The sequence below is a fragment of the Caulobacter sp. SRI_008 genome, assembly GCF_057586355.1.
The window spans coordinates 154,966-180,951 of the sequence record NZ_JBYCZS010000011.1 but is presented as its reverse complement, the minus strand read 5'-3'; the positions used below and the strand labels follow the sequence as shown (position 1 = coordinate 180,951).

At 68.7% G+C, this 25,986-nt stretch carries 19 protein-coding genes; 6 read left to right on the top strand and 13 right to left on the bottom strand.

Translation table 11 applies throughout. The annotated features are described in order from the left end of the window. Positions 1–47 precede the first annotated feature (47 nt). Entirely contained in the window at positions 48–974 is a 927-nt protein-coding gene (gene ubiA, locus AC2YHT_RS12180; RefSeq protein ID WP_487290045.1) for a 4-hydroxybenzoate octaprenyltransferase, read from the bottom strand. A gap of 172 nt (positions 975–1,146) precedes the next feature. Between ubiA and AC2YHT_RS12175 the strand changes: the two genes are divergently transcribed. Together AC2YHT_RS12175 and AC2YHT_RS12170 are read left to right on the top strand one after the other, a co-directional pair. Next, the gene (locus AC2YHT_RS12175) at positions 1,147–2,607 is read left to right on the top strand and encodes a catalase (protein ID WP_487290044.1); all 1,461 of its coding nucleotides are present in this window, start codon (positions 1,147–1,149) and stop codon (positions 2,605–2,607) included. A gap of 92 nt (positions 2,608–2,699) precedes the next feature. Continuing rightward, positions 2,700–2,957 carry a hypothetical protein gene (locus tag AC2YHT_RS12170; protein ID WP_487290043.1) on the top strand — a complete coding sequence of 86 codons (258 nt, stop codon included), beginning with the start codon at positions 2,700–2,702 and terminating at the stop codon, positions 2,955–2,957. A gap of 196 nt (positions 2,958–3,153) precedes the next feature. On the opposite strand, the gene AC2YHT_RS12165 is transcribed toward AC2YHT_RS12170, so the two are convergent. Then, positions 3,154–4,014 carry an NAD-dependent epimerase/dehydratase family protein gene (locus AC2YHT_RS12165; protein ID WP_487290042.1) on the bottom strand — a complete coding sequence of 287 codons (861 nt, stop codon included), beginning with the start codon at positions 4,012–4,014 and terminating at the stop codon, positions 3,154–3,156. Between the two features lie 35 nt (positions 4,015–4,049). On the opposite strand from AC2YHT_RS12165, the gene AC2YHT_RS12160 reads away from it, so the two are divergent. From AC2YHT_RS12160 to AC2YHT_RS12150, 3 genes are read left to right on the top strand one after another with little or no spacing between them, the layout of a single operon-like run. Continuing rightward, positions 4,050–4,397, top strand: coding sequence for an MmcQ/YjbR family DNA-binding protein (locus AC2YHT_RS12160; RefSeq protein WP_487290041.1), 348 nt, complete (start codon positions 4,050–4,052; stop codon positions 4,395–4,397). Then, complete coding sequence (locus tag AC2YHT_RS12155; RefSeq protein WP_487290040.1) at positions 4,381–5,031, top strand: Pr6Pr family membrane protein; 651 nt, start codon at positions 4,381–4,383, stop codon at positions 5,029–5,031. Before AC2YHT_RS12160 ends, AC2YHT_RS12155 begins: the two co-directional genes overlap by 17 nt. 22 nt (positions 5,032–5,053) lie before the next feature. Next, positions 5,054–5,887: an aldo/keto reductase gene (locus AC2YHT_RS12150; RefSeq protein ID WP_487290038.1), complete on the top strand. Its 834-nt coding sequence runs from the start codon at positions 5,054–5,056 to the stop codon at positions 5,885–5,887. Between the two features lie 228 nt (positions 5,888–6,115). Here AC2YHT_RS12150 and odhB read toward each other — a convergent pair whose 3' ends face one another. From odhB to sucC, 4 genes are all read right to left on the bottom strand, one after another. Further along, positions 6,116–7,333 carry a 2-oxoglutarate dehydrogenase complex dihydrolipoyllysine-residue succinyltransferase gene (gene odhB, locus AC2YHT_RS12145; protein ID WP_487290036.1) on the bottom strand — a complete coding sequence of 406 codons (1,218 nt, stop codon included), beginning with the start codon at positions 7,331–7,333 and terminating at the stop codon, positions 6,116–6,118. 111 nt (positions 7,334–7,444) lie between these two features. Further along, positions 7,445–10,408, bottom strand: a complete 2,964-nt coding sequence (locus AC2YHT_RS12140) for a 2-oxoglutarate dehydrogenase E1 component (RefSeq protein WP_110120084.1) — start codon at positions 10,406–10,408, stop codon at positions 7,445–7,447. A gap of 276 nt (positions 10,409–10,684) precedes the next feature. Beyond that, positions 10,685–11,569, bottom strand: coding sequence for a succinate--CoA ligase subunit alpha (gene sucD / locus AC2YHT_RS12135; protein WP_198578177.1), 885 nt, complete (start codon positions 11,567–11,569; stop codon positions 10,685–10,687). A 2-nt stretch (positions 11,570–11,571) separates the two neighbouring features. Then, positions 11,572–12,771, bottom strand: a complete 1,200-nt coding sequence (sucC, locus tag AC2YHT_RS12130; protein ID WP_487290033.1) for an ADP-forming succinate--CoA ligase subunit beta — start codon at positions 12,769–12,771, stop codon at positions 11,572–11,574. Positions 12,772–13,318: 547 nt separating this feature from the next. Between sucC and AC2YHT_RS12125 the strand changes: the two genes are divergently transcribed. Further along, positions 13,319–15,016: a methyl-accepting chemotaxis protein gene (locus AC2YHT_RS12125; RefSeq protein ID WP_487290031.1), complete on the top strand. Its 1,698-nt coding sequence runs from the start codon at positions 13,319–13,321 to the stop codon at positions 15,014–15,016. A 58-nt stretch (positions 15,017–15,074) separates the two neighbouring features. Here AC2YHT_RS12125 and AC2YHT_RS12120 read toward each other — a convergent pair whose 3' ends face one another. The 7 genes from AC2YHT_RS12120 to AC2YHT_RS12090 all read right to left on the bottom strand — a co-directional run bounded on the left by AC2YHT_RS12120 (position 15,075) and on the right by AC2YHT_RS12090 (position 25,945). Continuing rightward, complete coding sequence (locus tag AC2YHT_RS12120; protein ID WP_487290029.1) at positions 15,075–18,431, bottom strand: glycosyltransferase; 3,357 nt, start codon at positions 18,429–18,431, stop codon at positions 15,075–15,077. A gap of 240 nt (positions 18,432–18,671) precedes the next feature. Next, positions 18,672–19,997 (bottom strand): spinster family MFS transporter, encoded by a 1,326-nt coding sequence (locus AC2YHT_RS12115; RefSeq protein WP_487290028.1) that lies wholly within the window; start codon positions 19,995–19,997, stop codon positions 18,672–18,674. Positions 19,998–20,084: 87 nt separating this feature from the next. Continuing rightward, a complete protein-coding gene (locus AC2YHT_RS12110; protein WP_487290026.1) occupies positions 20,085–22,286 on the bottom strand; it encodes a TonB-dependent receptor in 2,202 nt (733 codons plus the stop codon). Positions 22,287–22,610: 324 nt separating this feature from the next. Continuing rightward, positions 22,611–23,306, bottom strand: a complete 696-nt coding sequence (locus tag AC2YHT_RS12105; RefSeq protein WP_487290024.1) for a TetR/AcrR family transcriptional regulator — start codon at positions 23,304–23,306, stop codon at positions 22,611–22,613. 91 nt (positions 23,307–23,397) lie between these two features. Further along, positions 23,398–24,849: a carotenoid oxygenase family protein gene (locus AC2YHT_RS12100; RefSeq protein ID WP_487290022.1), complete on the bottom strand. Its 1,452-nt coding sequence runs from the start codon at positions 24,847–24,849 to the stop codon at positions 23,398–23,400. 24 nt (positions 24,850–24,873) lie between these two features. Next, positions 24,874–25,359, bottom strand: coding sequence for a DUF2141 domain-containing protein (locus tag AC2YHT_RS12095; protein WP_487290020.1), 486 nt, complete (start codon positions 25,357–25,359; stop codon positions 24,874–24,876). Between the two features lie 58 nt (positions 25,360–25,417). Continuing rightward, a complete protein-coding gene (locus AC2YHT_RS12090; protein ID WP_487290018.1) occupies positions 25,418–25,945 on the bottom strand; it encodes a DUF2306 domain-containing protein in 528 nt (175 codons plus the stop codon). Positions 25,946–25,986: the final 41 nt, after the last annotated feature.

The following is a 25,986-nucleotide window of genomic DNA, read 5'->3' as shown; positions in this document are numbered from 1 at the left end:
GACCCCCGCCTTCGCGGGGGCCACCCTCTCCCGCAAGGGGAGAGGGATCAAAAGCCCGCCGGCGTCCAGGCGCCCGCCACCAGCGCCAGCACCAGGATCGCGCCAGCCTGGGCGTTGGACTTGAAGAGCTTCAGCGCGCCCGGCCCGTCGTCGAGCTTCACGGCGACGGCCTGGCGCGACAGGTGCAGGCCGTAGAGGCCCAGCAGCGGCAGGAACAGTGGTCCGAGGCCACCGGCCCAGGCGGCCGCCAGGGCCAGCACGAAGGCCAGGACGTAGAAGATCGCCACGCCCTGGCGGACCTTGCTTCCCAGGCGACGGGTCGACGACTTCACCCCGGCCAGGGCGTCGTCCTCGATGTCCTGGATGGCGTAGATGGTGTCGTAGCCCAGGGTCCAGAAGATGCCCGAGGCGTAGAGCAGGGCGGCCGACCAGCTCAGCGAATGGGTGGCGGCGGCGTAGCCGAGCAGGGCGCCCCAGTTGAAGGTCAGGCCCAGCCACGCCTGCGGCCACCAGGTGATCCGCTTCATGAACGGATAGCCGGCCACCAGCAGTAGTGAGGCCACCCCGAGTCCGATCGCCAGCCAGCCCAGGCAGATCAAAATGAGGAAGCTGGTCAGGCTGCAGCCGACCAGGAACAGCCAGGCCTGCTTGATGGTGATCAGGCCGGCCGGGATCGGGCGCAGGGCGGTGCGAGCCACCTGGGCGTCGAAGTCGCGGTCGACGATGTCGTTGAAGGCGCAGCCGGCCGCCCGCATCAGGGCCGCCCCGACGAAGAAGGCGATCAGCAGCCAGGGGTTGGGCAACTGGCCCTTCTCGGCCCCGGCCAGGGCGATGCCCTGCCAGCCGGGCAGCATCAGCAACCAGATGCCGGCCGGGCGGTCGAACCGTCCCAGCTTCAGCCAGGGGCGCAAGACGGCCGGGGCGTAGCGGTCGACCCAGTTGGCGGCGGCGGCGTCGGGCAGGATGGCGGTCATGGCCCTGGATTAGACCGCCGGACGCTCCGGGTCGAGGCGTGGCCGTTCAAGACCCGCCCTATCGTCCCGCCTAGGCTTTAATAGATCGAGCCAATGCTGTCGGCAAAAACGATCAATTGGATTTATCGAGCGCCGCCTGGGACAGTGGCGCTACGAGATGACGAGGGCCGAGATGACCAAGATCACCATGACGACGAGCGCCGGGGCGCCGATCGCCGACAACCAGAACAGCCTGTCGGCCGGCCCGCGCGGGCCCCTGCTGATGCAGGACTACCAGCTGATGGAAAAGCTGGCCCACCAGAACCGCGAGCGGGTGCCCGAGCGCGCCGTCCACGCCAAGGGCTCGGCCGCCTATGGCGTGCTCAAGATCACCCACGACATCAGCGGCTGGACCAAGGCCGCCGCCCTGCAACCGGGCGCGGAGAGCGAAGTGCTGCTGCGCTTCTCGACCGTGGCCGGCGAGCGTGGCGCGGCCGACGCCGAGCGCGACGTGCGCGGCTTCGCCTTGAAGGTCTACACCCAGCAGGGCAACTGGGACCTGGTGGGCAACAACACCCCGGTGTTTTTCCTGCGCGATCCGCTGAAGTTCCCCGACTTCATCCGCACCCAGAAGCGCCACCCGGTGTCGAACCTGCGCTCGCCGACGGCGATGTGGGACTTCTGGAGCCTGTCGCCGGAAAGCCTGCACCAGGTGACGACCCTGTTCTCGGACCGGGGCCTGCCGCAGAGCTATCGCCACGTCCACGGCTTCGGCAGCCACACCTACAGCTTCCTCAACGCCGCCAATGAGCGCGTCTGGGTGAAGTTCCACTTCAAGACCCAGCAGGGCATCAAGAACTGGACGAACGCGGAAGGAAACGCGGTCATCGCCAATGACCGCGAGAGCGCCCAGCGCGACCTCTTCGAGTCGATCGAGAAGGGCGATTTCCCGCGCTGGACCTTCTACGTGCAGATCATGACCGAAGAGCAGGCCGCGACGTTCCGTTGGAACCCGTTCGACCTGACCAAGGTGTGGCCGCACGCGGACTATCCGCTGATCGAGGTCGGGGTGCTGGAGCTGAACCGTAATCCGGACAACTACCACGCCGAGGTGGAACAGAGCTCGTTCTCGCCGTCCAACATCGTGCCGGGCATCGGCTTCTCGCCCGACAAGATGCTGCAGGCGCGGATCTTCGCCTACGCCGATGCGCACCGCTACCGGATCGGCACCCACTACGAGGCGCTGCCGGTGAACCGTCCGCGCTGCCCGGTGCACCACTATCACGCCGATGGCGCCATGCGGTTCGACAGCCCGCCGCGCACGGAGGCCTGGTACGAGCCCAACAGCTTCGGCGGGCCGGTCGAGGATCCGTCGGTCGCCGAGCCGCCGCTGCCGATCCACGGCGACGCCGACCGCTACAGCCACCGCGACGGCAATGACGACTACACCCAGCCGGGGGATCTCTTCCGGCTGATGAGCCCCGACCAGCAGCGCCAGCTGTTCGACAACATCGCCGCGGCCATGCACGGCGTGCCGGTCGAGATCCAGAAGCGCCAGCTGGTGCACTTCCATCGCGCCGATCCGGCCTACGGGGCCGGCGTCGCCTACCGCTTGGGGATCTCCGCCGACGAGATCGCCATCGCCGCCGAATAGCCCGGAAAGGACTATCCGGCGGCCCGAGGAGGACCGCCACACCGCCCAGCCCCCGGCGGTCCTCCTCGACCCCACAAGAAAGGAGCACGACCATGACCCGTCCTGATCGCATCACCGCCCGCGCAGCCGGCTGGAGCCTGCTGGCCCTCGGCCTCGCCGCCGGCGTCGTCGCGCCGCATCCGGCGACCACGGCGCTGTGGTCGGCGGCCGCCCGGGCGTTTCGCCGGGCGGGAGACGAGGGGATGGTTCAGCGCCTGCTTTCGGCGACGAAATTCGGTCCGCGGATCGCGCGCGGGCTGAAGCGCGAGAGCGTCGGGACGCTGTATTACGGACGGGCCGGGCTGGCTTAAGCGCCGCGCAGGCCCCCTCAGTCGCTCCGCGACAGCTCCCCCAGAGGGGGAGCATCTGCGGCGTAGATCCTCCCCCTCTGGGAGAGGTGGCCCGGAGGGCCGGAGGGGGGACGTTTTCAGCTTTCGAGGTGGTGGAAGATACGCCCCCCACCGATCGCTGCGCGATCGCCTCCCCCACAGGGGGAGGTTCCGTTAGTCAGAACCGCGGCCGAAAATCCCTCGGCGCCCACCCGAAATCCCTGACCGCATCGGCCGCATCGAAGGTCAGGTCCTGGCTCATCCGCGCGCCCATGGCCGCCGTCGCGCCGGGGAAGAACGGTCGCGCCAGGGTCAGCAGCAGCGAAAACAGCCACGGCGGCAGCGGCGCGATCAGCGGCCGTCTCCCGAGGCCCTCGTAGATCCGGCGGACCATGTCGCGATAGGCCAGGGTCTCGCCGCCGACCAGGGCGTAGGCCCGGCCCGCCGCCGCCGGCGCGGTCGCCGCCGCGATGGCGCCGGCCGCCAGGTCGTCGGCGTGGACCGGCTGGCGCAGGCCCTCGCCCGAGCCCGACAGCGGCAGCACCTTGAAGCGGCGGATCAGGCCGGCCAGGCGGCTGACATTGCCGTCGCGGCCCTCGGCGTAGATCAGGGTCGGGCGCAGGATGGTCCAGGCCACGCCGTGCTCGGTGCAGAAGGCCTCGACGGCGCTTTCCGCGTCGGCCAGGGCCTTGGCCACGGCGCGCTCGGCGGGCTCGGGCGAGGCCTCCTTGGTGAAGCGGCTTGTCGAGGAGAAGGCCACCAGTCGCGTCATGCCTCGGGCCTTCAGCAGCGGCAGCACGTCGGGCAGCAGCCAGATCGGCGACAGGGCGAAGACGGTGGCCGCGCCGGGCAGCTGTTCGGCCAGGTCGTCGGCGCGCAGGTCGGCGTCGATCCAGCAGGCGTCGCCTCCGGGAGGCCGTCGCGACAGCCCCATGGGCTCGTGGCCGGCGGCTTGCAGCCGCGCCATCAGGAAGGTCCCGATCAGGCTGGTGGCGCCCAGCACCAGGATCGGCGTCTTCAGAGTGTTTTCCGCGCTCATACTGCATCTATAGTCGCGGTACGGGAGCTTCGCCCATGGCCATGACGTACGAAGAGGTCCGCGCCTTCGCCTTTTCCCTGCCGCTGGTCGCGGACGGGACGTCCTATGGCTATGCCTGCCTCAAGGCGAACGGCAAGTTCCTGACGAGGCTGAAGGAGGACGGCGATACGCTCGTCCTGCCCGGCGTGCCGTTCGACGAGCGCGAGGTGCTGATCGAGGCCGCGCCCGAGGTGTTCTATTTCACCGACCACTACCGCAACTATCCGATGGTGCTGGCCCGGCTGTCGGCGGTGGAGCCGGGGACGGTGAAGCGCCTTCTCGAACGGCAATGGCGCGCCAGCGTCCCCAAGAAGGTGAGCAAGGCCCATGACCAAGAAGGCTGAGCGCGCCTGGCGCCTGGTCGCGGCGGCGATCGTCTGGTTCGGCGTCCTGCTGCAATACGGCCTGACGATCGAGGGCCGGGACCTCGGGGTCCAGACGGTGAAGTTCTTCAGCTACTTCACCGTGCTCAGCAACATCCTGGTCGGGACGGCGCTGGTCGCCTCGGCCCTAGCCCCGGAAAGCCGCCTCGGCGTCTGGGCGCGGCGGGCGGGCACGCGGGTGGCGGTCGGCGTCTATATCGGCGTGACGGCGCTGGTTTATCACGTGCTGCTGGCGGGGCTGTGGGACCCCAAGGGCTGGCAGCTGCTGGCCGACACCCTGCTGCACACGGTGACGCCGCTGCTGTTCCTGGCCGACCTGCTGGTCCTGCCGCCGCGCGAGGCCGCCCGCTGGGGGCAGGCCTGGAAGGCGCTCGCTTTGCCGTTCGCCTTCGGCGTCTGGACCCTGATCCACGGTGCGCTGTCGGGCTGGTATCCCTATCCGTTCCTCAACGTCGCCAAGCGGGGTTATCCCTCGGTGCTGGTGACCATGGTGGTGATGGCGGCGGGGTTTTTCGCCCTGACCCTGGTGCTCACCGGCGTGCAGCATCTGCAACTACGGCTGGCGAAGCGGGAGCGGGCGCCTATATCCGCCTGAGCGTTTTCCCAGGAGTTTCCCCATGGCCCAGCCTACCGTTCGTTCCGGCGACATCGACATCCCGGCCATCGGCCTGGGCACCTACCAGCTGGAGAACGGCCTGGCCCAGACCGTGACCGAGAAGGCGCTGGAGGTCGGCTATCGCCATGTCGACACCGCCCAGATCTACGGCAACGAGCAGGATGTCGGCGCGGCCCTGGCGGCCACGGGCGTGCCGCGCAGCGAGATCTTCGTCACCACCAAGGTGTGGATCGACAAGTTCACCGACGGCGACCTGCAGCGCTCGGTCGACGAGAGCCTGAAGAAGCTGCGGGTCGATCATGTGGACCTGCTGCTGCTGCACTGGCCCAAGCCCAAGCCGGCGCTGTCGGAGACCATCGCGGCGCTGAACGCGGTGAAGGCCGACGGCCGCACCCGGGGTATCGGCCTGTCGAACTTCCCCTCGGCGCTCTGGGAGGAGACGGCGGCCCTGTCGGAGGCTCCGCTGGCCACCAACCAGGTCGAGTATCACCCCTACCTGTCGCAGAAGACCCTGCGGGCCACCGCTGAGGCGCTGGGCGCCTCGATCACCGCCTGGTCGCCCCTGGCCCAGGGCAAGGTCGGCGACGACCCGGTGCTGAAGGCGATCGGCGAGAAGTACGGCAAGACGCCGGGGCAGGTGACCCTGCGCTGGCAGGTGCAGCAGGGCGTGGTGACCATTCCCCGCACCAAGAACCCGGCGCGGTTGGCCGAGAACTTCGCGATCTTCGACTTTACGCTGACGGATGAAGAGATGGCGCAGGTGTTTGCGCTGGCCCGTCCGGACGGCCGCATCGGCGACTGGATCGATGCGGCGTTCCGCTGGGACGTCGACTAGCGTCCTTCTCCCCTTGCGGGAGAAGGTGTCGGCGCCAGCCGACGGATGAGGGGTCTCTCAGAAATCGAACGCCGCGACCGGCCCAACGGCTGTCGCGGCGTTTTGCGTTGGTGCGACCCCTCACCCGACCCCGCTCCGCGGGGCCACCCTCTCCCGCAAGGGGAGAGGGACAACGAAAAAGGGGGCCGCTTTCGCGACCCCCTTCATCAGTCTCGAAAGACCTGAACCTTACAGGTCCAGCAGCAGGCGCTGCGGGTCTTCCAGGGCTTCCTTGACCTTGACGAGGAAGGTCACGGCGCCTTGGCCGTCGACCACGCGGTGGTCGTAGGACAGGGCCAGGTACATCATCGGGCGGATCTCGATCTTGCCGCCCACGACCATGGCGCGTTCCTTGATCGCGTGCATGCCGAGGATGCCCGACTGCGGCGCGTTGAGGATCGGGGTCGACATCAGCGAGCCGTAGATGCCGCCGTTGGTGATCGTGAAGGTGCCGCCCTGCATGTCCTCGATGGCCAGGCCGCCCGAGCGGGCCTTCTTGCCGAGGTCGCCGATGGCCTTTTCGATCTCGGCCAGGTTCAGGGCGTCGGCGTCACGGACGACCGGAACCACCAGGCCCTTGTCGGTGCCGACGGCGACGCCGATGTCGTAGTGGTTCTTGTAGACGATGTCCGTGCCGTCGATCTCGGCGTTGACGTCCGGCACGGCCTTCAGGGCGGCGACGACGGCCTTGGTGAAGAAGGACATGAAGCCCAGCTTCACGCCGTGGCGCTTTTCGAAGACGTCCTTGTACTGGGCGCGCAGGGCCATCACCGCGCTCATGTCGACCTCGTTGAAGGTCGTCAGCATGGCGGCGTTGTTCTGGGCTTCCTTCAGGCGACGGGCGATCGTCTGACGCAGGCGCGTCATCTTCACGCGCTCTTCGCGCTCGTGGATCGGACGCGGGGCCGACGGCGCGGCGGGCGCCGGAGCCGGGGCGGCGGCGCGGGCTTCCAGGGCGGCCAGGGCGTCGCCCTTGGTCACGCGGCCGTCCTTGCCGGTGCCGGCGACCTTCGACAGGTCCAGACCCGTCTCGGCGGCGATGCGGGCCGGGGCCGGGCTGACCGGAGCGGCGGCCGGAGCGGCCGGAGCAGCGGCGACGGGAGCCGGAGCGGGCGCGGGGGCCGGAGCAGCGGCCGGGGCCGGGGCGGCGGCGGGAGCAGCCGAGGCGGTCGCGCCTTCGGTCACCACGCCCAGGACCGTGCCCGGAACCACGGTGGCGCCTTCCTCGGCGCTGATGGCGACCAGGACGCCGTCGGCCGGCGAGACGACTTCGAGGCTGACCTTGTCGGTTTCCAGCTCGACGAGCAGCTCGTCCTTCTTCACGGCCTCCCCGGCCTTCTTGGTCCAGCGGGCGACCGTCGCTTCGGTGACGGATTCGCCCAGGGCGGGGGTCATGATGTCGGCCATGGTTAGGTTCCGATGTCTCTTTTTGATCTGGCGGTCAGGGTCGGGTGCGAACTTAAACCGCCGCGCCCATCGAACAAGTCGAAGGGCGCGGCGGCTTGAAGGTTTGAACTCTTAGGCGAAGGCTTCGGTGAGGAAGGCTTCGAGTTCCTTGAGGTGGCGGCTCATCAGGCCGGCCGCGGTGGAGGCGCTGGCCGGGCGACCAACGTAGCGGGCGCGCTTGGCCTTGATGTCCATCTTGTCGAGGGTGAGCTCGATCCACGGATCGACGAAGGTCCAGCCGCCCATGTTCTTCGGCTCTTCCTGAACCCACAGCAGCTCGGCGTTCTTGAAGCGGTTCAGCACGCCCATGACCGACTTCAGCGGCCACGGATAGAACTGCTCCAGACGCAGGATGTAGACGTCGTCGCGGCCGGTCTTGGCGCGCTGGTCGATCAGGTCGAAGTAGACCTTGCCCGAGCACATGATGACGCGCTTGATCTGGTCGTCGCTCTTCAGCGTGATCCCGCCGACGTCGCAGCCGGCTTCGGCGCCGTCCACCATCACGCGGTGGAAGGCGGTGCCTTCGGCCAGGTCGCTCAGGTTCGAGACGGCGCGCTTGTGGCGCAGCAGGCTCTTGGGCGACATCACGATCAGCGGCTTGCGGTACTCACGGTGCATCTGGCGACGCAGGGCGTGGAAGTAGTTGGCCGGGGTGGTGCAGTTGACCACCTGCATGTTGTCTTCCGCGCACGACTGCAGGAAGCGCTCGAGGCGGGCCGAGCTGTGCTCGGGGCCCTGGCCTTCGTAGCCGTGCGGCAGCAGCATCACCAGACCGCTCATCCGCAGCCACTTGCGCTCGCCCGAGCTGATGAACTGGTCGATGACCACCTGGGCGCCGTTCACGAAGTCGCCGAACTGGCCTTCCCACAGGGTCAGGGTGTTCGGGTCGGCCAGCGAGAAGCCGTACTCGAAGCCCAGCACCGCCTCTTCCGACAGGGCCGAGTCGATGACTTCGTAGTTGGCCTGGCCCGGGCGGATGTTGTTCAGCGGCGTGTAGTGCTCTTCGGTCTTCTGGTCGATGACGTCGGAGTGGCGCTGAGTGAAGGTGCCGCGGACCGAGTCCTGGCCCGACAGGCGGACCGGGAAGCCTTCGTCGAGCAGGGTGGCGAAGGCCATGTGCTCGGCGGCGCCCCAGTCGAGGCCTTCGCCCTTGGTGAACGCGTCGCGACGGTTCTCGATGGCGCGGCGCACGGTCTTGTGGGCGTCGATGCGCTCCGGGATGGCCGTGATCTTGGCGGCCAGTTCCTGCAGCTTGGCGAGCGGCACGTCGGTCTTGCCGCGGCGCTCTTCGTCGCCGGGCTGGGCCAGGCCCTTCCACTTGCCGTCGAGCCAGTCGGCCTTGTTGGCCTTGTAGCTCTTGCCGCTCTCGAATTCGTTGTCGAGGAAGGTCTCGAACTCCGAGACCCAGCCGTCGGACTCGCCCTGGGTGATCAGGCCTTCGCCGATCAGGCGGTTGGCGTAGAGTTCGCGGGTCGGCGGGTGGCCCTTGATCTTCGCGTACATCAGCGGCGACGTCATGGTGGGATCGTCGCCTTCGTTGTGACCGAAGCGACGGTAGCAGACCATGTCGATGACCACGTCCTTACCGAACTTCTGGCGGTATTCGGTGGCCACCTTCGAGGCGAACACGACCGCTTCCGGGTCGTCGCCGTTCACGTGGAAGATCGGGGCCTCGACCATCAGGGCCATGTCGCTGGGGTACGGCGACGAGCGCGAGTAGCGCGGGCTGGTGGTGAAGCCGATCTGGTTGTTGACGATGAAGTGGATGGTGCCGCCCGTGCGGTAGCCCTTCAGGCCCGACAGGGTGAAGCACTCGGCCACCACGCCCTGGCCGGCGAAGGCCGCGTCGCCGTGCAGCAGCAGCGGCAGCACGTGGCCGCGGCCGGCGTCTGGGGTCTCGCGCAGCAGGAAGGCCTGCTTGGCGCGGGCCTTGCCGATGACGACCGGGTTGACGATTTCCAGGTGCGACGGGTTGGCGGTGAGCGACAGGTGGACCTTGTTGTCGTCGAACTCACGGTCCGACGAAGCGCCCATGTGGTACTTCACGTCGCCCGAACCCTCGACGTCCGAGGGCACCGACGAGCCGCCTTGGAATTCGTGGAAGATCACGTGGTAGGGCTTGCCCATCACGGCGGCCAGCACGTTCAGGCGGCCGCGGTGCGGCATGCCCAGGACGATGTCCTTCACGCCCAGCGCGCCGCCGCGCTTGATGATCTGCTCCATGGCCGGGACCATGGCTTCGCCGCCGTCGAGGCCGAAGCGCTTGGTGCCGGGGAAACGCTTGTGCAGGAACTTCTCGAAGCCCTCGGCCTCGATCAGCTTCTTGAGGATGGCGACCTTGCCCTCCTTCGAGAACACGATCTCCTTGTCGCGGCCCTCGATGCGCTCCTGCAGCCAGGCCTTCTCGTCGGGGTTCGAGATGTGCATGTACTGCACGCCGACGTTGTCGCAGTAGGTGCGGCGGACGATCGACAGGATCTCGCGGATCGTGGCGGTCTCCAGACCCAGCACGAAGTCGAGGAAGATCGGGCGGTCGTAGTCGGCTTCGGTGAAGCCGTAGGTGGCCGGGTCGAGCTCGGGCGCGGCCTTCGGCGGCTCCAGACCCAGCGGGTCGAGGTTGGCGGCGAGGTGGCCGCGCATCCGGTAGGCCCGGATCATCATGATGGCGCGCAGGCTGTCCAGCGTGGCGGCGCGGACGGCTTCGGCGGAGACGCCGGGAGCCTTGGCCTCGACGGCCTTGGCGATCTTGGCTTCGACGGCGGGGGCGACGGTGGCCCACTGGCCGTCGAGGGCCGAAAGCCAGTCGGGACGGACGCTGGGGACCTTCTTGGGGGTCCAGGCCGGGTCCTGGGCGGCGCGCTTGACCTGGTCGGCCTGCTCGGCCAGCGAGGAGAAGAAGGCGTTCCAAGAGGGCTCGACCGACCCGGGGTTCTCCGCCCACTGGGCGTAGAGGTCCTCTACGAAGGCGGCGTTCGCGCCGTAGAGGAAGGAGGTCTCGGTCAAGACCTGATTGATGATGCCTGCGTCGTCCGCCATCGTCTTCGCCTCGATGCTCGCCCGCCGAGGCCATCCGGCGGGATCACGAGCTCGTTTGAAACATGAAGCGCGACGACCGGTTGGCCGCTATCCATTTTCGGCCGCCACGCTTCGGATCCGTTTACGGGACCGGTGGTTAGACCGGTCCCGTAAATATAGTCTGTCAATCTCCCGTCGCCCGCGCCGGATGGCGAGGCCCAGGTGATTTTTTCGGATCGTCGACTGGCGGTCGCAAAAAACCTGGGCCCCGCACGGGGCGGGGTTTCGGTGTAGTTCTTAGCCCTTGAGGACGTCGAGCAGGGTCTCGCCCAGCTTCGCCGGCGACGGCGAGACGCGGATGCCCGCTTCTTCCATCGCAGCGATCTTGTCCTCGGCGCCGCCCTTGCCGCCCGAGATGATGGCGCCGGCGTGACCCATGTGACGGCCCGGAGGAGCCGTGCGACCGGCGATGAAGCCGACCATGGGCTTCTTGCGGCCGCGCTTGGCTTCGTCCTTCAGGAACTGGGCCGCTTCTTCTTCGGCCGAGCCGCCGATTTCGCCGATCATGACGATCGACTTGGTGGCTTCGTCGGCCAGGAAGAGTTCGAGCACGTCGATGAACTCGGTGCCCTTGACCGGGTCGCCGCCGATGCCGACGGCGGTCGTCTGACCGAGACCGGCGTTGGTGGTCTGGAACACGGCTTCATAGGTCAGGGTGCCCGAACGCGACACGACGCCGACCGAGCCTTCCGAGAAGATGCCGCCCGGCATGATGCCGATCTTGCACTGGTTCGGGGTCAGGACGCCCGGGCAGTTCGGGCCGATCAGGCGCGAACGCGAACCCTTCAGGGCCTTCTTCACGCGCACCATGTCCAGCACCGGGATGCCTTCGGTGATGCAGATGATCAGCGGGATTTCGGCGTCGATGGCTTCCAGGATCGAGTCGGCCGCGAAGGGCGGCGGGACGTAGATCACCGAGGCGTCGGCGTTGGTGGCTTCCTTGGCTTCGCCGACCGTGTCGAACACCGGCAGGCCGATGTGGGTCTGGCCGCCTTTGCCCGGGGTGACGCCGCCGACCATCTTGGTGCCGTAGGCGATTGCCTGTTCCGAGTGGAACGTGCCCTGGGCGCCGGTGAAGCCCTGGGTGATGACCTTGGTTTCAGAACCGATGAGGATCGACATGATTAGCGAGCACCCTTCACGGCCGCGACGATCTTTTCGGCGCCGTCAGACAGATCGTTGGCGGCGATGACGTTCAGGCCGCTTTCCGAGATGATTTTCTTACCCAGCTCGACGTTGGTGCCTTCCAGGCGAACGACGAGCGGAACCTGCAGGCCGACTTCCTTCACGGCGGCGATGACGCCTTCCGCGATGATGTCGCAGCGCATGATGCCGCCGAAGATGTTGACCAGGATGCCCTTCACGGCCGGATCGGCGGTGATGATCTTGAAGGCCGCGGTGACCTTCTCCTTGTTGGCGCCGCCGCCGACATCGAGGAAGTTGGCCGGCTCGGCGCCGTACAGCTTGATGATGTCCATGGTGGCCATGGCCAGGCCAGCGCCGTTGACCATGCAGCCGATTTCGCCGTCGAGGGCGATGTAGGCCAGGTCGTACTTCGAGGCTTCGATTTCCTTGGGGTCTTCTTCGGTCTCGTCGCGCAGGGCGCGGATGTCCGGGTGACGGAACAGCGAGTTGCCGTCGAACGACAGCTTGGCGTCCAGGACGCGCAGGTGGTCGTCGGCCGTGACGATCAGCGGGTTGATCTCCAGCATGGCCATGTCCTTGGCCAGGAACGCCGTGTAGAGCTGCGTCAGCAGCACGGCGGCTTCCTTGGCCAGGCCGCCGGTCAGGCCCAGGGCCTTGGCCAGCGCGCGCTGGTGGGTCGGCCACACGCCGGTGGCGGGGTCGATCGAGAACGAGTGGATCTTTTCCGGGGTGGCGTGAGCCACGTCCTCGATGTCCATGCCGCCTTCGGTCGAGGCGACCACCGAAACCATCGAGGTTTCGCGGTCGACCAGCAGCGACAGGTAGAATTCCTTGGCGATCGCAGCGCCTTCCTCGATGTAGAGGCGGTTCACTTGCTTGCCCTTGGGGCCGGTCTGGTGCGTGACCAGCACGCGGCCGAGCATTTCCTCGGCCGACGCCTTGACGTCTTCGACCGACTTGACGACGCGGACGCCGCCCTTGGCGTCGGGGCCGAGGCCCTCGAACTTGCCCTTGCCGCGGCCGCCGGCGTGGATCTGGCTCTTCACGACGAAGACCGGACCGCCCAGCTTCTCAGCGGCGGCGACGGCTTCGTCGGCAGTGAACGCCGCGAAGCCACGCGGGACGGGGGCGCCGAACTCCGCGAGGACGGCTTTGGCTTGATGCTCGTGAATGTTCATGAGGGGACCGGTCTTCCGCGACGGTTCTTGAATGTGGCGGCGTTATAGGAGCGTGATTTCGCAGGCGCAACCGCATGGGGGCGATAAGGTGTCGCCTTCTGCTGATCGATTGTCCGAAAGAACGCCCGCGGCCCATCCGAGAAGGCGAGAGGCAGGAAAAACCTGCACTTTTACGAAAGCGCCCACAGACTCCGGTTATCTGGAATCGTGGTTTGGGGGGCTCCTGAGGCAGATCCTTGTTTCTGGGCATGCGGCGCCTGCGAAGTGGGCGCCAGCCGACCCGCGCCGACCGCTGTTCGGCGTTGACACGTTTTGTCGCGGAACTTTGGTTTTCGGGGCGAGCCTGGCCGTTTGGGGCTGAAGCTCGCCTAAGAAACAACGACTTAAATACGATGCTCTTCGCGCGAAATAGGTGAGCGGGAGTGGGGCTCTACTTGGGGTTTCGAGACGCTTCCGTAGTATAAATAATCTATTTACCGCCTCGAAGCTTTTGCTTGCCGGATGTGCGCCTGGCGAACGTCGTCCCGGCCTGCAATGGAAGACTTCCATGTTCAATCGCTCGCAAGTCCAGGCCGTCGAGACCCTGGCCGCGCTGGACCGGTCGCTGGCGACCATCGAGTTCGATCCCAAGGGCCGGATCCTCACCGCCAACGAGAACTTCTGCGCGGCGATGGGTTATGCGCTGTCGGAGATCGTCGGCCGTCACCACAGCCTGTTCGTCGAGCCGGACTACGCCGCCAGCGCCGACTACGCCGCCTTCTGGGCCAAGCTCGGCCGGGGCGAATTCGACGCCCGCGAGTACCTGCGCGTGGGCAAGGGCGGCCGCGAGGTCTGGATCCAGGCCTCCTACAATCCGATCCGCGGCGCGCGCGGGGGCGTCACGCGCATCGTCAAGGTCGCCACCGACATCACCGAGCAGAAGCGCCGCGCCGCCGAGCAGCACGGCAAGATGGAGGCCGTCAGCCGCGCCCAGGCGGTGATCGAGTTCACCCCGGCCGGCGAGATCGTCACCGCCAACCAGAACTTCCTCGACGCCCTGGGCTATACGCTGAGCGAGATCCAGGGCCGCCATCACCGGATGTTCGTCGAGGGCGCCTACGCCAGCTCGCCGGACTACGCCGCCTTCTGGGACCGCCTGAACAGCGGCGAGTTCGTCGCCGCCGAGTTCAAGCGCGTGGGCAAGGGCGGGCGCGAGGTGTGGATCCAGGCCTCGTACAACCCGATCTTCGACCACAAGCGCCGCATCGCCAAGGTCGTGAAGTTCGCCACCGTGGTCACCGGCCGCGTGCACGCTGTCAACGAGATCGCCCAGGGCCTCGACCACCTGGCCCGCAATGACCTGACCTATCGCATCAGCAAGCCGGTCGATCCGCAGTTCGACAAGGTGCGCAACGACTTCAACAGCGCCATGTCGGCCCTGGACGGGGCCATGGGCGTGGTGTCGTCGGCCACCCGCAGCGTCGGGGCCGGCGCGCAGGAGATTTCGATCGCCGCCGACGACCTGTCGCGCCGCACCGAGATCCAGGCCGCCAACCTCGAGGAGGCCGCCGCCGCCCTCGACCAGATCACCGCCACCGTCAATCGCAGCGCCGAGGGCGCGCGCGAGGTCTCGCAGGTCGCGTCTGCCGCTCGCGTCGACGCCACCCGCTCGGGCGAGATCGTCGGCGAGGCGGTCGCGGCCATGGGCGAGATCGAGGAAAGCTCGGGCAAGATCACCAGCATCATCGGGGTGATCGACGAGATCGCCTTCCAGACCAATCTGCTGGCCCTGAACGCGGGCGTGGAAGCCGCGCGGGCGGGCGACGCCGGCAAGGGTTTCGCGGTCGTGGCCTCGGAAGTGCGGGCCCTGGCCCAGCGCTCGGCGGAAGCCGCCAAGGAGATCAAGGCCCTGATCGCCAAGAGCACCTCCCAGGTCGGTCGCGGCGTGCGGCTGGTCGGCGAGACCGGCGAGGCCCTGTCGACCATCGTCGAGAAGGTCGGCCGCATCGACGGCCTGATCCTGGAGATCGCCGAGTCCTCGCGCGAGCAGGCCACCGGCCTCTCGGAGGTCAACACGGCCGTCAACCGCATGGACGAGGTGACCCAGCGCAACACCGCCATGGTCGAGGAGGCCACGGTGGCCTCGGCCAGCCTGAAGATGGAGGCCGCCGAGCTCGCCCAGCTGATCTCGCGCTTCAGCACCAGCGGCGGCGGCCAGATCGCCCCGTCCGAGATCCGCCGCCAGCCGATCCGCCGTCCGGCCTAGTTGAAACCTCTCCCATGGGGAGAGGTGGAATTGGGATCGGGGGAGGGCTTGGTCGCGGCTACTTCACCGCCGCGGTCGCCCGGCGTTCCAGCTTGCCCCAGCCGACGCGGCCGCCGCGCACGGCGGTCAGCACCGACTTGACCACCACGTAGTACATCAACTGGCGGTAGCCGAAACGCTGCACCGGCAGGTAGGGCAGGTCGGCCCAGGGCGCACGCTTCTCCAGGGCCATGCCCAGCGCCCCGGCCGACAGGTCGACGAGGATGAACACCGCCCAGTAGAGTAGGCCCCGGATGGTGTCGTCGGGACGCCATTCCACCGGGTGGGCCACCGCGCCGTAGAGGCCCGAGACCAGGCTCCAGACCACGGCCAGGTCGACCAGCGGCGCGGCCACGGCCAGCAGGATCTGGAACAGCCAGATCTGCGGCAGGGCCACGAAACCCAGCACCGGGGTCTTGGGGTTGAACATCGCCGAGCGGTGTTTCCACACGCACTGCAGGGTGCCGAACGACCAGCGGAAGCGCTGCTTGAGCAGGCCGCCCACCGTGTCCGGCGCCTCGGTATAGGCGCGGGCGGCCGGGTCGAAGGCCACCTTCCAGCCGGCGCGCTGGCAGGCGATGGTCAGGTCCTGGTCTTCGGCCAGGGTGTCGGAGGGATAGCCGCCCAGGGCGTCGAGCACGCTCTTGCGCCAGGCCCCGACCGCGCCGGGCACCACGGTGACCGCGCCCAGGGCCGCCAGCGCCCGCCGCTCCAGGTTCTGGGCGGTGACGTATTCCAGGGCCTGCCAGCGGGTGACGATGTTGAGGCGATTGCCGACGATGGCGTTGCCGGCCACCGCGCCGATCTTCGGGTCGGCGAACCAGCGCACCAGGCGGCCGATCGTCGACTTCGGGAACAGGGTGTCGGCGTCCAGCGCCACCACGAACTCGCCCTTGGCCACGGCCAGGCCCCGGTTCACCGCCCGCGCCTTGCCGCCGTTCTCGAACGACAGCAGCGTCACGCGCGGATCGCCGGCGAAGTGGTCGCGCACCTCCTGGGCCGTGCGGTCCTTGGAGCCGTCGTCGAGGACCAGCACCTCGATATTGGTCCAGTCCGAGTCCAGGATCCGGGCGATCGAGGCGGCGATCACCTTCTCCTCGTTGAAGCAGGGGATCAGCACGCTGACCAGCGGACCGGTCGCGGGATCCAGATCGTCCGGCGTGTGCTCGGTCGCCTTGTGGACCAGGGCCAGGGCCGCCAGGAACACCAGCCGCGCGACACCGAGCGCGATGGCGGTGATGAACAGCCAGGTCAGCAGGGTGTTCAGTCCCCGGAAGAAGCCGAAGCCCAGGCGGTCCAGCGCCAGGCCGACCGGGTCGCGGGTGGTCGGCGGCATCACCTGGTCGGGCGTCATGCCGGCCAGCTCGCCGATGGTGACCAGGCGGTAGCCGCGGGCGCGGATGCCGTCGATCAGGCCGGGCAGGGCCTTGATGGTGTTCTCGCGATTGCCGCCGGCGTCATGCAGCAGCACCACCTGGCCGGGGTTGGGACCCGGATTGTCGAGGCGGTCCAGGGCGCGGTCGATGATCGTCTGGGGCGGCGGCTTCTGCCAGTCGTCGGTGTCGATCCGCAGGCCGACGATCAGGTAGCCCAGGGTCTGGGCGATGACGAGCGGGTCGACCTCGCGCGGGGTCGAGGGCTCGGCGTCGCCGAAGAACGGCGGCCGGAACAGGCGCATCGAGCGGCCGGTGACCACCTCGAACAGGCGCTGGGTGGCGTTCAGCTCGACCTGGGTCTGGGGCAGCGGCGTCTCGCCGATGTTGGGGTGGGTCCAGGTGTGGCCGCCGACGTCGTGACCCTCGCGCATCTCGCGCTCCACCAGGCCCGGATGCTTCTGCATGTTCTGGCCGATGACGAAGAAGGTCGCGGGCGCGTTCTTCTCCTTCAGGATGTCGAGGATCTTCGGCGTCCAGCGCGGGTCGGGGCCGTCGTCGAAGGTCAGGGCCACCAGGCCGGGCCGCTGGCCGTAGCGTTCGATGACATAGGAGCTGGGCAGGACGTCGTAGGTCTCGCCCGAGATCAGCCCGGTGTCGGGGTCGGTCTCGAGGCTGCGCTTGCCGGGCGTGGGCAGGGACGAGACGCGCAGCACCTCGCCGCCGCCGTCGAAGTCGACGCTCTGGCCCGACGGGATGCGGGTGAGAGCCGAAGCCGCGCCCTTGCCGTAGGGCTGGCCCAGCACGCTCCACACGCCCGGATCCTCGCCGCCCATCCGCCAAAGGCCATAGCCGCGCGGCCGGAACGGGTCGCTGGCCTTGATCTGGTTGAACAGGGTGGGGGCGTCCAGGAACCAGACCACGTGCTTGTCGCCGTTGTCGGCCTGATAGCCGTAGGTCGGGTTGAGGGCGTCGTCGTCCATGCGGATGTCGGCGCCGGCGTCCTGGGCGTTGCGGATGGCCTCGTGGAAGGTGGCCGCGTCGCCGTTGGCCGCCGTGCCGTCGGCCTTCAGCGTCCAGTCGTAGCCGTAGGCGCCGAGCGCCAGCACCGTGCGGGCCGGGTCGAGGGCGGAGAAGCGCTTGTCGAGCTCGCTCTCGTACCAGTCTTGCCCTGCGTTGGGGCCGGGGTCGCCGCCGCCGTAGTGCTGGTCGTAGGCCATCAGCACGATAGTGTCGGCCGACTGCTGCAGGCGCTTGAGCGGCCAGCCCTGCTCGTCGAAGGGCGCGGTGACCCAGACCTCGCGGCCCGAGGCCTTGAAGGCCGCGCGGGCCTCGTCCAGCAGCAGCGGATAGTTGGCCAGGCCCTTGGGCGACAGGTTCTCCAGGTCGAAGATGTAGCCGCCGAAGCCGCGGCGCTGGGCCAGGGCGGTCAGGTTGTCGATCAGCGCCTTGCGGGCGGCGGGATTGGCCAGCAGGGCGTCGGCCATCGGGCCGTCGAACTTGGCGTCGGCCGAGTTGTGGACCAGCGGCAGGACGGTGGGATGGTTGGGCGCGGCGGCGATGCGGGCGGTGCCGATCGGATCATCGTCGGCCGTGATGTCGCCCGTCCGGCCCTTCAGCGCCACCCACTGCGGGGAGACCACGTCCAACTGGGCGACGTGGCGGCGCAGGGACTCGCGGCTGTCCTCGTCCCAGGGCACGTAGAAGCCGACGCTGAGCGGCTTGGCCGCGCCGATGGCGGCCGGCGTCTTGGGGGCGGGCAGGCGGCGCCAGGCCGACGGCTTGCCGGGCTTGAGGCGGTGCACGGTCTCTTCGTGCAGGGCCGACAGCACGTGCGGGTCCTTCAGCGTCACCGCCGGCAGGCGCGGGGCGAAAGCCAGGGTCGCCAGGAAGCCGGCCACGACGGCCGCCACCCCCGACAGGGCGATCCCCGCCGTCAGGGTGAACCTGCGCCGGCGCTTGCCGGTGGGGTCGTGGAAGATATGCCGATCGTCGCCGCTCATCGCGCCAAAACCTGTCCGTCCCGCCAATAACACGGTTTCGGCGGCGCAATGATCCTGGATCATGTCCGAACGGTGGCGCTAGGACCCTCGTTACGCGCCTGCGACCTTTTGGCTGGGGAAAGCCCCCCACCACCGTAAAATCCCCGCGAAAGCGGGGACCCAGGTGTTTTCTGAAACGCGTGGCGCTCTACGATAAAAAGCCTGGGTCCCCGCTTTCGCGGGGATTTTACGGGGGGAGGGCTAGTCCACCCAGTCCTTGTCCAACCGCTTGCTGGCCAGGAAGAACAGCAGGGCGGCGACGAGGTAGAAGCCCATGCCGCTGTAGATCGACCAGCGCAGCGACTCCGCCCCGAAGGTCGGCTTCAGCAGGTCGGAGACCAGGCCGAAATAATAGATGCCGACGGCGATGCCGAGCAGGTTGTTGATCAGCAGGAACAGGGCCGAGGCGGTGGTGCGCATCGGGGCCGGGCCCAGGTGCTGGACGGCGGCGGTGATGGGGCCCAGCCACGCCAGGTTCAGGCCCGTCGGGATCAGGAAGATCACGAAGGCCACGGCCAGCGAGGCCTTGCCGCCGAGGCCGCCCATCAGGCTGCCGCTGTTCATGGCCAGCAGGAAGCACGGCACCGAGATCAGGAAGGCGATGGCCGGGGTGATCGGATAGCCGGCCTTGGACTTGGCCCCCAGCTTGTCGGCCACCGCCCCGCCCAGCCAGATGCCCAGCAGGCCGCCGAACAGGGCGATGCCCGAATAGTACCAGGCCGTCTGCGACAGGGTCAGGCCCAGACTGCGCATGAAGAAGCTGGGCAGCCAGGCGGCGACGCCGTAGCCGCACACCGACGACGAGGCCGCGCCGAAGGCCAGCAGCCAGAACGACGGCTTGGCGGCCAGCAGGCGCGCGGCCTGGCCCAGCGGCATGGCCGGGGCGGGGGGCGCCGGCGGCGCGCCCTCCACGCGGTCGGCGCCGCCGCGCACGGGGTCCTTGACGATGGCGCGGAAGATCGGGGCCAGCACCACGCCGAGGCACCCGACGACGATGAAGGCCGTGCGCCAGCCATAGGTCGCCGCCAGCAGGCCGCCGACCAGCGTGCCCAGGCCCGAGCCCAGCGGGATGCCGAAGGCGTAGGCCGCCAGCGCCCGGGCGCGCTGGCGCTTGGGGAAGTAATCGGCGATCAGCGAATAGGCTGGGGCGACGCCGCCGGCCTCGCCGATGCCCACGCCCATGCGGGCCAGGAACAGTTGTCCGAACCCGCCGGCGAACCCGCACAGGGCGGTGAAGCCGCTCCATACGGTGAGGGCGGCGGTCATGATCCAGACGCGGCTGAAGCGGTCGGCCAGCCAGGCGATCGGGATCGCCAGGGTGGTGTAGAGCAGGGCGAAGGCGAGACCGCCCATCAGGCCGAACTGGCCGTCGGTGAGGCCGAACTCGTCCTTGATCGGCTTGGCCAGGATGCCGAGGATCTGCCGGTCGAGGAAGTTCAGGGTGTAGACGAGGATCAGCGTCGCCAGCACCAGATAGCGGTAGCGGCTACCGCCCGTCGCGGCGCCTTCGCCGTTCGCTTCGCTCATCGCCCGCCCCCTCTGGCTACGCGCACGCTTCCGGAAAAGAACGACGGGGCCCGTTGCAGCAGGCCCCGTCAGATCTCGACCGAGAACTTAGAAATTGAACTCCAGGCTCGCCGACACGCTGCGCGGCGGGCCGTAGAAGCCGATGACCGAGTTGTTATAGGTCGCGACGCCGAAGTTGTAGCCGCCGATGCGATAGGTTTCGTCGGTCAGGTTCTTGCCGACCAGCGAGACCTTGTAGCGGCCGCCCGGCGCGTTCCACACGGCGCTGAGGTCGACCAGGGTGAAGGCCTTCTGGTCGAGGGTCGGCAGCGGCTGCTCGAACTGCTGGTACTTGTCGCGGTAGCTGACCATCGGGGTGACGGCCAGGCGGCCGCCCAGCAGTTCGCCGGTCCAGGTTGCGCTGAGGTTGGCGGTCTTTTCCGGCGTGTTCTGGAAGCCGTAGAGGTTGGCGACATTGACGATCGTGCCGGTGACGGCGTCGTAGCGCTCGAACTCGTCGTACTTGGCCTTGATGTAGCCCAGCGCCAGGGTGCTCGACAGGTTGGGCGTGAAGCGCGCCGTGCCTTCGAACTCCAGGCCCCAGATCGTCGAGGCGCCGGCGTTGTCGACCGAGCTGGCGATGCCGCTGGGCACGGCCACCTGGGTGGTCACCTGCTGGTTCTTGTACTTCGAGCGGAAGGCCGCCGAGGCGAACGACAGGCGGCGGTCGAACAGATAGCCCTTCAGGCCGGCCTCGTAGGCGTCGACCGTCTCGGGATCGTAGCCGTTGACCGTCTGCGGCGTCAGGAAGGCGTCGCCGCGCATGTCCCAGCCGCCGGACTTGAAGCCCTTGGAATAGGAGACGTAGCCGGTCAGGTCGTCGCTGAAGTCGTAGGAGGCGCTGACCCGCGGGGTGAATTCCGAGAAGGTCTTGCTGGCGGTGTAGTTGGTGCGGGTCTGCAGCACCGGCCGGGCCGTGCCCCCCTGCCACGGGGTCTTGGTGGCGCCCAGATAGAACAGCCGCACCACGGTGCCGGTCTTCTTGTCCTGGGTGGCGCGGCCGCCCAGCGAGACCTTGAAGCGGTCGGTGAAGTTGGCCGAGACGTCGGTGAACACCGCGAAGCTGCGGGTGTTGACCTTGCCGGCGGCGGCGATGGCCACGCCCAGGTTGCCGGCGATGGTGTCGAACTCGCCCGAGGCCTGGCTGTTCATGTAGTAGACGCCGAACACGCCCTGGAAGGTCTCGTCGGCATAGACCGCCTGCAGTTCCTGCGAGAACTGGCGGTCGCCATAGGTGGCCGGCACGTCCAGCGTCGGCAGCGGCGTGCCGTCGAAGTCGATGTTGGTCTGGGTGCCGCCCTTGCGGTTGGCGGTGATCGACTTGAAGGTCAGGTGCTCGCTGGCCTTCCAGGTGGCCAGGGCCGAGACGCCTTCGGTCTCGACGTGGTTAGCGTCGCCCAGGCCCGCCTGGGTGTCGTAGGTGTCGAGCACCTTGTAGCCGCCGGTCAGGGTGGGCAGTTCGCGGTGGCCGTGGCGGGCGTTGCTGTCGTCGACCACCTTGTCGTAGGCGATGCGGAAGAACAGGTCGTCGTTGGGCGCGTACTCGACGGAGAGGCGGCCGGCCTGGACGTCCTTGTTGTACTGCTCGGCGCCGGTGGTCAGGTTCTTGCCGTAGCCGTCGCGCTTGTAGACGGCGAAGGCGCCGCCGACCGACAGGCCGCCGCCCAGCGGGGTCGAGGCGGCGATCAGGCCGTCACGCTGGTTGTACGAGCCGACCGTGCCCTTCAGCTTCAGCGCCGTCTCGTCGTCGTGCTTCTTGGTGACGTACTTGATGGCGCCGCCGATGGTGTTGCGGCCGTAGAGCGTGCCCTGCGGGCCGCGCAGCACCTCGATGCGCTCGATGTCGAAGATGTCGAGCACCGCGCCCTGCGGGCGGGCCACGTAGACGTCGTCGATATAGAGGCCGACGCCCGGTTCGAAGCCCCACAGCGGGTCCTGCTGGCCGACGCCGCGGATGTAGCTGATCAGGGTGGAGTTCGAGCCCCGGGCCACCTGGACGGTGATGTTGGGGGTGGTCTGCTGCAGGGTTGTGATGTCGGCTGCGCCCTGGCGTTCCAGCGCCGCGGCGCTGAAGGCCGAGACGGCCACCGGCACGTCCTTGAGGGTTTCCTCGCGCCGGCGAGCGGTGACCACCACCTCCTCGACGCCTACGCTTTGCTCCGCGGCCGGCTTTTCCTGGGCCACCGCCAGGTTGCAGGTCGCACCCCACGCCGCGCCAGCCAGCAGCGCGGCCTTCCACATCGTTTTCATAGGCAAGCCCCTCTTCCCTAGATGCGTTTCGTCCCTTCCGCCGATCGAGCCATCTCACGCAGCCTCGTATCCGGCGTTTCCCGCACGATTTCACCGCCGCAGGAATTCGACGGCACTGTCACCTAGGTTGAGGGAATGCGCCAGCGTTTTTTCACCAGATGATGAAAAGTGTAATCCGGGGGCTGACGGTCGCTGTTTTAGCCCTCCCCCTTGATGGGGGAGGGTTGGGTGGGGGTGGTTGCGGCGTCGGCCGAGGAGCGCGTGCTTGAACCGCCGCTCCACCCCCATCCCCGGCCCTTCCCCCATCCGCCAACGGGAAGGGAGCTAGGCCTTGCGCTTGGCGACCACGGCCTCGAAGCCCGCCGCGCAATAGGCGAACAGACGGGCCCGCACGGCCTCCAGGTCGCTGGAGTGGCACAGGCCCTCCGACAGCGAGTCGATGCGGCCGGTCTCAGACAGGGCCAGCATCATCGAGCCGGTCAGGAACTGGTAGCACCAGTAGAGGTCGCGATATTCCGCGTCGGGACGGACGACCTTCAGCGTGTCGACCAGCTGGTGGACGACGGGGTCGAAGAACCGGGCCATGGTCTCGCCGCCCCAGGCCGGGGTGTTGTTCACCTGGGCCACCAGGGCGAAGTAGCTCTTCCAGCCCTGGCCGCCGTCCTGCGAGATGCGCAGCAGCGGGTCGATGAAGGCCTCGATCACGCCTTCCACCGTCATGGCGTCGCCGTGGGTCTCGACATAGGCGTTCATCGAGACGCTGCGGGCCTGGTTGAGGATCTCGGCGCGGCGCACGAACACCGCGTCGAACAGCTCGCGCTTGGCGCCGAAATAGTAGTGGATCAGGGCGGTATCGACGCCGGCCTCGGCGGCCACCTGGCGGGTGGTCACGCCATGGAAGCCGTGGCGCGCGAACAGCCCCTCGGCGGAGTCGAGGATGGTCTCCTTCAGGTCCAGGCCCGTGGCCTTGGAAGGACGGCCCCGCCCGCCGGAACGGGCGCGGGGCTTGGCGGCGGTCATGTCGGGGAGGCCTCTCCGAGAACTTCGCTGTCCCCGGATAGGCCTGCTTTCGCTACCCTGGCAAGAGCGCCGCCGTTCCGTGAACGTCCGGTCAGGCCGTGAAAATCCCGTGGAATCCCAGCGGCAAGGCCGTGTTCGCCCGCCAGGTGACCAGCGGACCGTCGGCGACGCGGGGGGCGTCGAAGGCGTGCAGCTCGGTCGCCTGGGCGTCGAGATTGAGGCTCGTGCCGAGCAGCCAGCCGTCGAACTCTTCCGACGATCCGGGGCGGGGGACGAACACCATCTCCTCGACCAGATGCCGGCGGCCGAAGTCGAAGGCGGTCTCGCGGCCGGTCTTCCAGTCGCGCACGGCCAGGCCGTGGAAGGCCGGCTTGCCGACCTCGCCGACCGCCGCGTGGACGCTGAAGCGGCGGCCCTGGCCGGCGAAGCGATCGTCCGAGCGCGGGAACTCGGCCACGGTCTCGAACCGCTGCAGGTCGGCCTTGCCGTCGGCGTGCAGGGTGACGAAGCCGAGCTTGGGCGGGGCCACGCCCTTGAACGGCACGCCGCGCAGCAGCTGCTCGCCGGCCGCGGCCGTGCCGCGCGGATCGTCGTCGATGCAGGCGTCGAAGCGGATGGTCCCGTCCTTGTCCTCCCAGGCGTCGCCCAGGTGGAAGAAGAAGAACGGCGGCAGGTCGAACACCCGGCGCTGGGTCAGGTCGGCCTTGTCGAGCACCAGCACCTGGGTTCCCAGCTCGGGCTTCCAGGCCATGCCGGCGATGTAGGGCACGCCGCCCCGCTCCTGTATCCAGGGCTGCAGGACGATCATCAGGTGGCGCTCAGTGGCGGTGAAGTCGTGGATGTAGCTGGCGCGGGGCAGGGCGATCAGCTGGGCGTCCTCCAGGCTGCCGTCGGCGGCCAGGCGCCAGACGATGGCGCGGTGGCCGGCCAGGCCCAGGTTCCAGGTCCGGCCGTTCGGTTCGCGACGGGGATGGGCCAGGAACGGCATGGCCTTGAGGTCGGGCCGCAGGGTCTTGAAGCCCTTGGTCTCCAGGGTGACGGGATCGAGCACGCAGGGCGAGCCCGGTTCCCACAGCGCCCACAGCTCGCCGCCGGCCATCATCACCGAGGTGTTGGCGGCGTTGGCGTCGTCGGGACCGCCCACGGCCGCCCCGGGGCCAGGGGCGGTGCCGAAGCCGGGGGTGATCACCGCGTGGGCGGCCGTGTCGGCGCGGCGCTTGGGGGTGTCGACGAAGCGGGCGGCCAGGGTCGCCTCGCCGTCCTGGATCGAAAAGCGCCGCACCAGGCCGTCGCCGTCGAACCAGTGGCCGACCGACCCGCCCGGCCGGCGGAAGCGGGCCGGGCCGTTGCGGACCAGGGCGCCGGTCAGGTCGGCCGGGGCCTTGCCGCGCAGGCGGGTCAGGCCGGTGGGGGCGATGTCGGCCTCGACGTCGCGAAAGCCCAGGGTCCAGTCGGCGGCCCCGGCGGCGAACACGGTCTCGGGGGTCAGCAGGGCGGCGGCGCCGGTCAGGCCGGCGGCGCGGAGGAAGGTGCGGCGATCCATGGGTATTCCGTCTGTCTCTGGTCTTTAGCGCAGGGCGATGGCCTGGGCGTTGTCGCCCGGCGTGACGGTGAAGGCGGCCGCGGCGAAGGCCGGCGGGCCCATGTTGGCCTTGGCGCCGCCCGAGAAGCCGTAGGGCTCCACCGGCAGGCCGAAGGGGTTCATGCTCAGGCGCTGGTCGCCGTCGAGGTCCTGGAACACCCGGGCCGCGTAGGTCCCGGCGGCCAGGTCGTGGATCTGCACGATCGGTTCGGCCGACGCGGCCTGGACGAAGGCGACCCGCACGGGCTTGCCGCCGGCCCAGGCCGCCTGGCTGTCGAACAGGGCGACCATCAGCACGCCGTCGTGTGACTTCAGGGCGGGGAAGACCAGGGCCAGGCTGGCGTCGCCGGCGGCCGGGGCCGGCGCGGGAATGGGAGCCGCGGCGGCGGCGTCCGGCACGGCGGTCTGGCACAGGCCGGCGGCGGGAGCGGTCAGCAGGGCGGCGCAGGCCAGGAGCGGGAGAAGGCGCATCGGAAGGGTCCTTGTGGTTGGAGGTGCGGGGAAAGGGGTTGGTCAGAGCGACAAACGCTCAGCCGAAGAACACGCGCCACATCAGGCGGCCGGGCAGGAAGGTGAAGCCGCCGGCGACGATCAGTCCGCCGACGAACAGGCCGGTCATGAACCGGCGGTGCAGGCTGACCTTGTGGCGACGGGCGGCGTAGACGGCGATCGGCAGGGCGATGATCGTCCAGCCCGACAGCAGGTGGATCCAGCTCATGGCGCCGTGGTTCATCTCGTGGATGAACAGCGAGCTGATCGCCGTGGTCGCCATGGCGATCACCCAGGCCCAGCCCAGCGTGCGGTGCAGGGCCGAGCCCTTGACCCCGATCATCAGCACCGTGCCGATCACCAGGGCGCTGATGGCCGCGGTCAGGTGGATCTGGATCTTGGTCGAGGCGGCCAGCACCAGCGACAGGTCGGGCAGGTGCGCTCCGCTCCGGCTCGCCAGCAGCACGGGGGCGGCGGCCAGCGCCGTGGCGACGAGCACCCCGGCCACGCCGCGGCGGCGGATGCGGCGGGCGTCGGCGTCATGCATTGACAGGGCGGTCTCGGACATCTTGATCTCCGTGGGCGGCGGGCTTGCGTCGCCGCTTTCGA

Excerpts from the sequence above, each read along its gene's own strand:
- AC2YHT_RS12125 (WP_487290031.1), top strand. The coding sequence starts at position 13,319 with ATGTTCAATCGCTCGCAAGTCCAGGCCGTCGAGACCCTGGCCGCGCTG.
- AC2YHT_RS12115 (WP_487290028.1), bottom strand. The coding sequence starts at position 19,997 with ATGAGCGAAGCGAACGGCGAAGGCGCCGCGACGGGCGGTAGCCGCTAC.
- sucC (WP_487290033.1), bottom strand. The coding sequence starts at position 12,771 with ATGAACATTCACGAGCATCAAGCCAAAGCCGTCCTCGCGGAGTTCGGC.
- AC2YHT_RS12100 (WP_487290022.1), bottom strand. The coding sequence starts at position 24,849 with ATGGATCGCCGCACCTTCCTCCGCGCCGCCGGCCTGACCGGCGCCGCC.
- AC2YHT_RS12105 (WP_487290024.1), bottom strand. The coding sequence starts at position 23,306 with ATGACCGCCGCCAAGCCCCGCGCCCGTTCCGGCGGGCGGGGCCGTCCT.
- odhB (WP_487290036.1), bottom strand. The coding sequence starts at position 7,333 with ATGGCCGACATCATGACCCCCGCCCTGGGCGAATCCGTCACCGAAGCG.
- AC2YHT_RS12160 (WP_487290041.1), top strand. The coding sequence starts at position 4,050 with ATGGCCATGACGTACGAAGAGGTCCGCGCCTTCGCCTTTTCCCTGCCG.
- AC2YHT_RS12150 (WP_487290038.1), top strand. The coding sequence starts at position 5,054 with ATGGCCCAGCCTACCGTTCGTTCCGGCGACATCGACATCCCGGCCATC.
- AC2YHT_RS12110 (WP_487290026.1), bottom strand. The coding sequence starts at position 22,286 with ATGAAAACGATGTGGAAGGCCGCGCTGCTGGCTGGCGCGGCGTGGGGT.
- AC2YHT_RS12095 (WP_487290020.1), bottom strand. The coding sequence starts at position 25,359 with ATGCGCCTTCTCCCGCTCCTGGCCTGCGCCGCCCTGCTGACCGCTCCC.
- ubiA (WP_487290045.1), bottom strand. The coding sequence starts at position 974 with ATGACCGCCATCCTGCCCGACGCCGCCGCCGCCAACTGGGTCGACCGC.
- AC2YHT_RS12175 (WP_487290044.1), top strand. The coding sequence starts at position 1,147 with ATGACCAAGATCACCATGACGACGAGCGCCGGGGCGCCGATCGCCGAC.
- AC2YHT_RS12140 (WP_110120084.1), bottom strand. The coding sequence starts at position 10,408 with ATGGCGGACGACGCAGGCATCATCAATCAGGTCTTGACCGAGACCTCC.
- AC2YHT_RS12165 (WP_487290042.1), bottom strand. The coding sequence starts at position 4,014 with ATGAGCGCGGAAAACACTCTGAAGACGCCGATCCTGGTGCTGGGCGCC.
- AC2YHT_RS12120 (WP_487290029.1), bottom strand. The coding sequence starts at position 18,431 with ATGAGCGGCGACGATCGGCATATCTTCCACGACCCCACCGGCAAGCGC.
- AC2YHT_RS12170 (WP_487290043.1), top strand. The coding sequence starts at position 2,700 with ATGACCCGTCCTGATCGCATCACCGCCCGCGCAGCCGGCTGGAGCCTG.
- sucD (WP_198578177.1), bottom strand. The coding sequence starts at position 11,569 with ATGTCGATCCTCATCGGTTCTGAAACCAAGGTCATCACCCAGGGCTTC.
- AC2YHT_RS12090 (WP_487290018.1), bottom strand. The coding sequence starts at position 25,945 with ATGTCCGAGACCGCCCTGTCAATGCATGACGCCGACGCCCGCCGCATC.
- AC2YHT_RS12155 (WP_487290040.1), top strand. The coding sequence starts at position 4,381 with ATGACCAAGAAGGCTGAGCGCGCCTGGCGCCTGGTCGCGGCGGCGATC.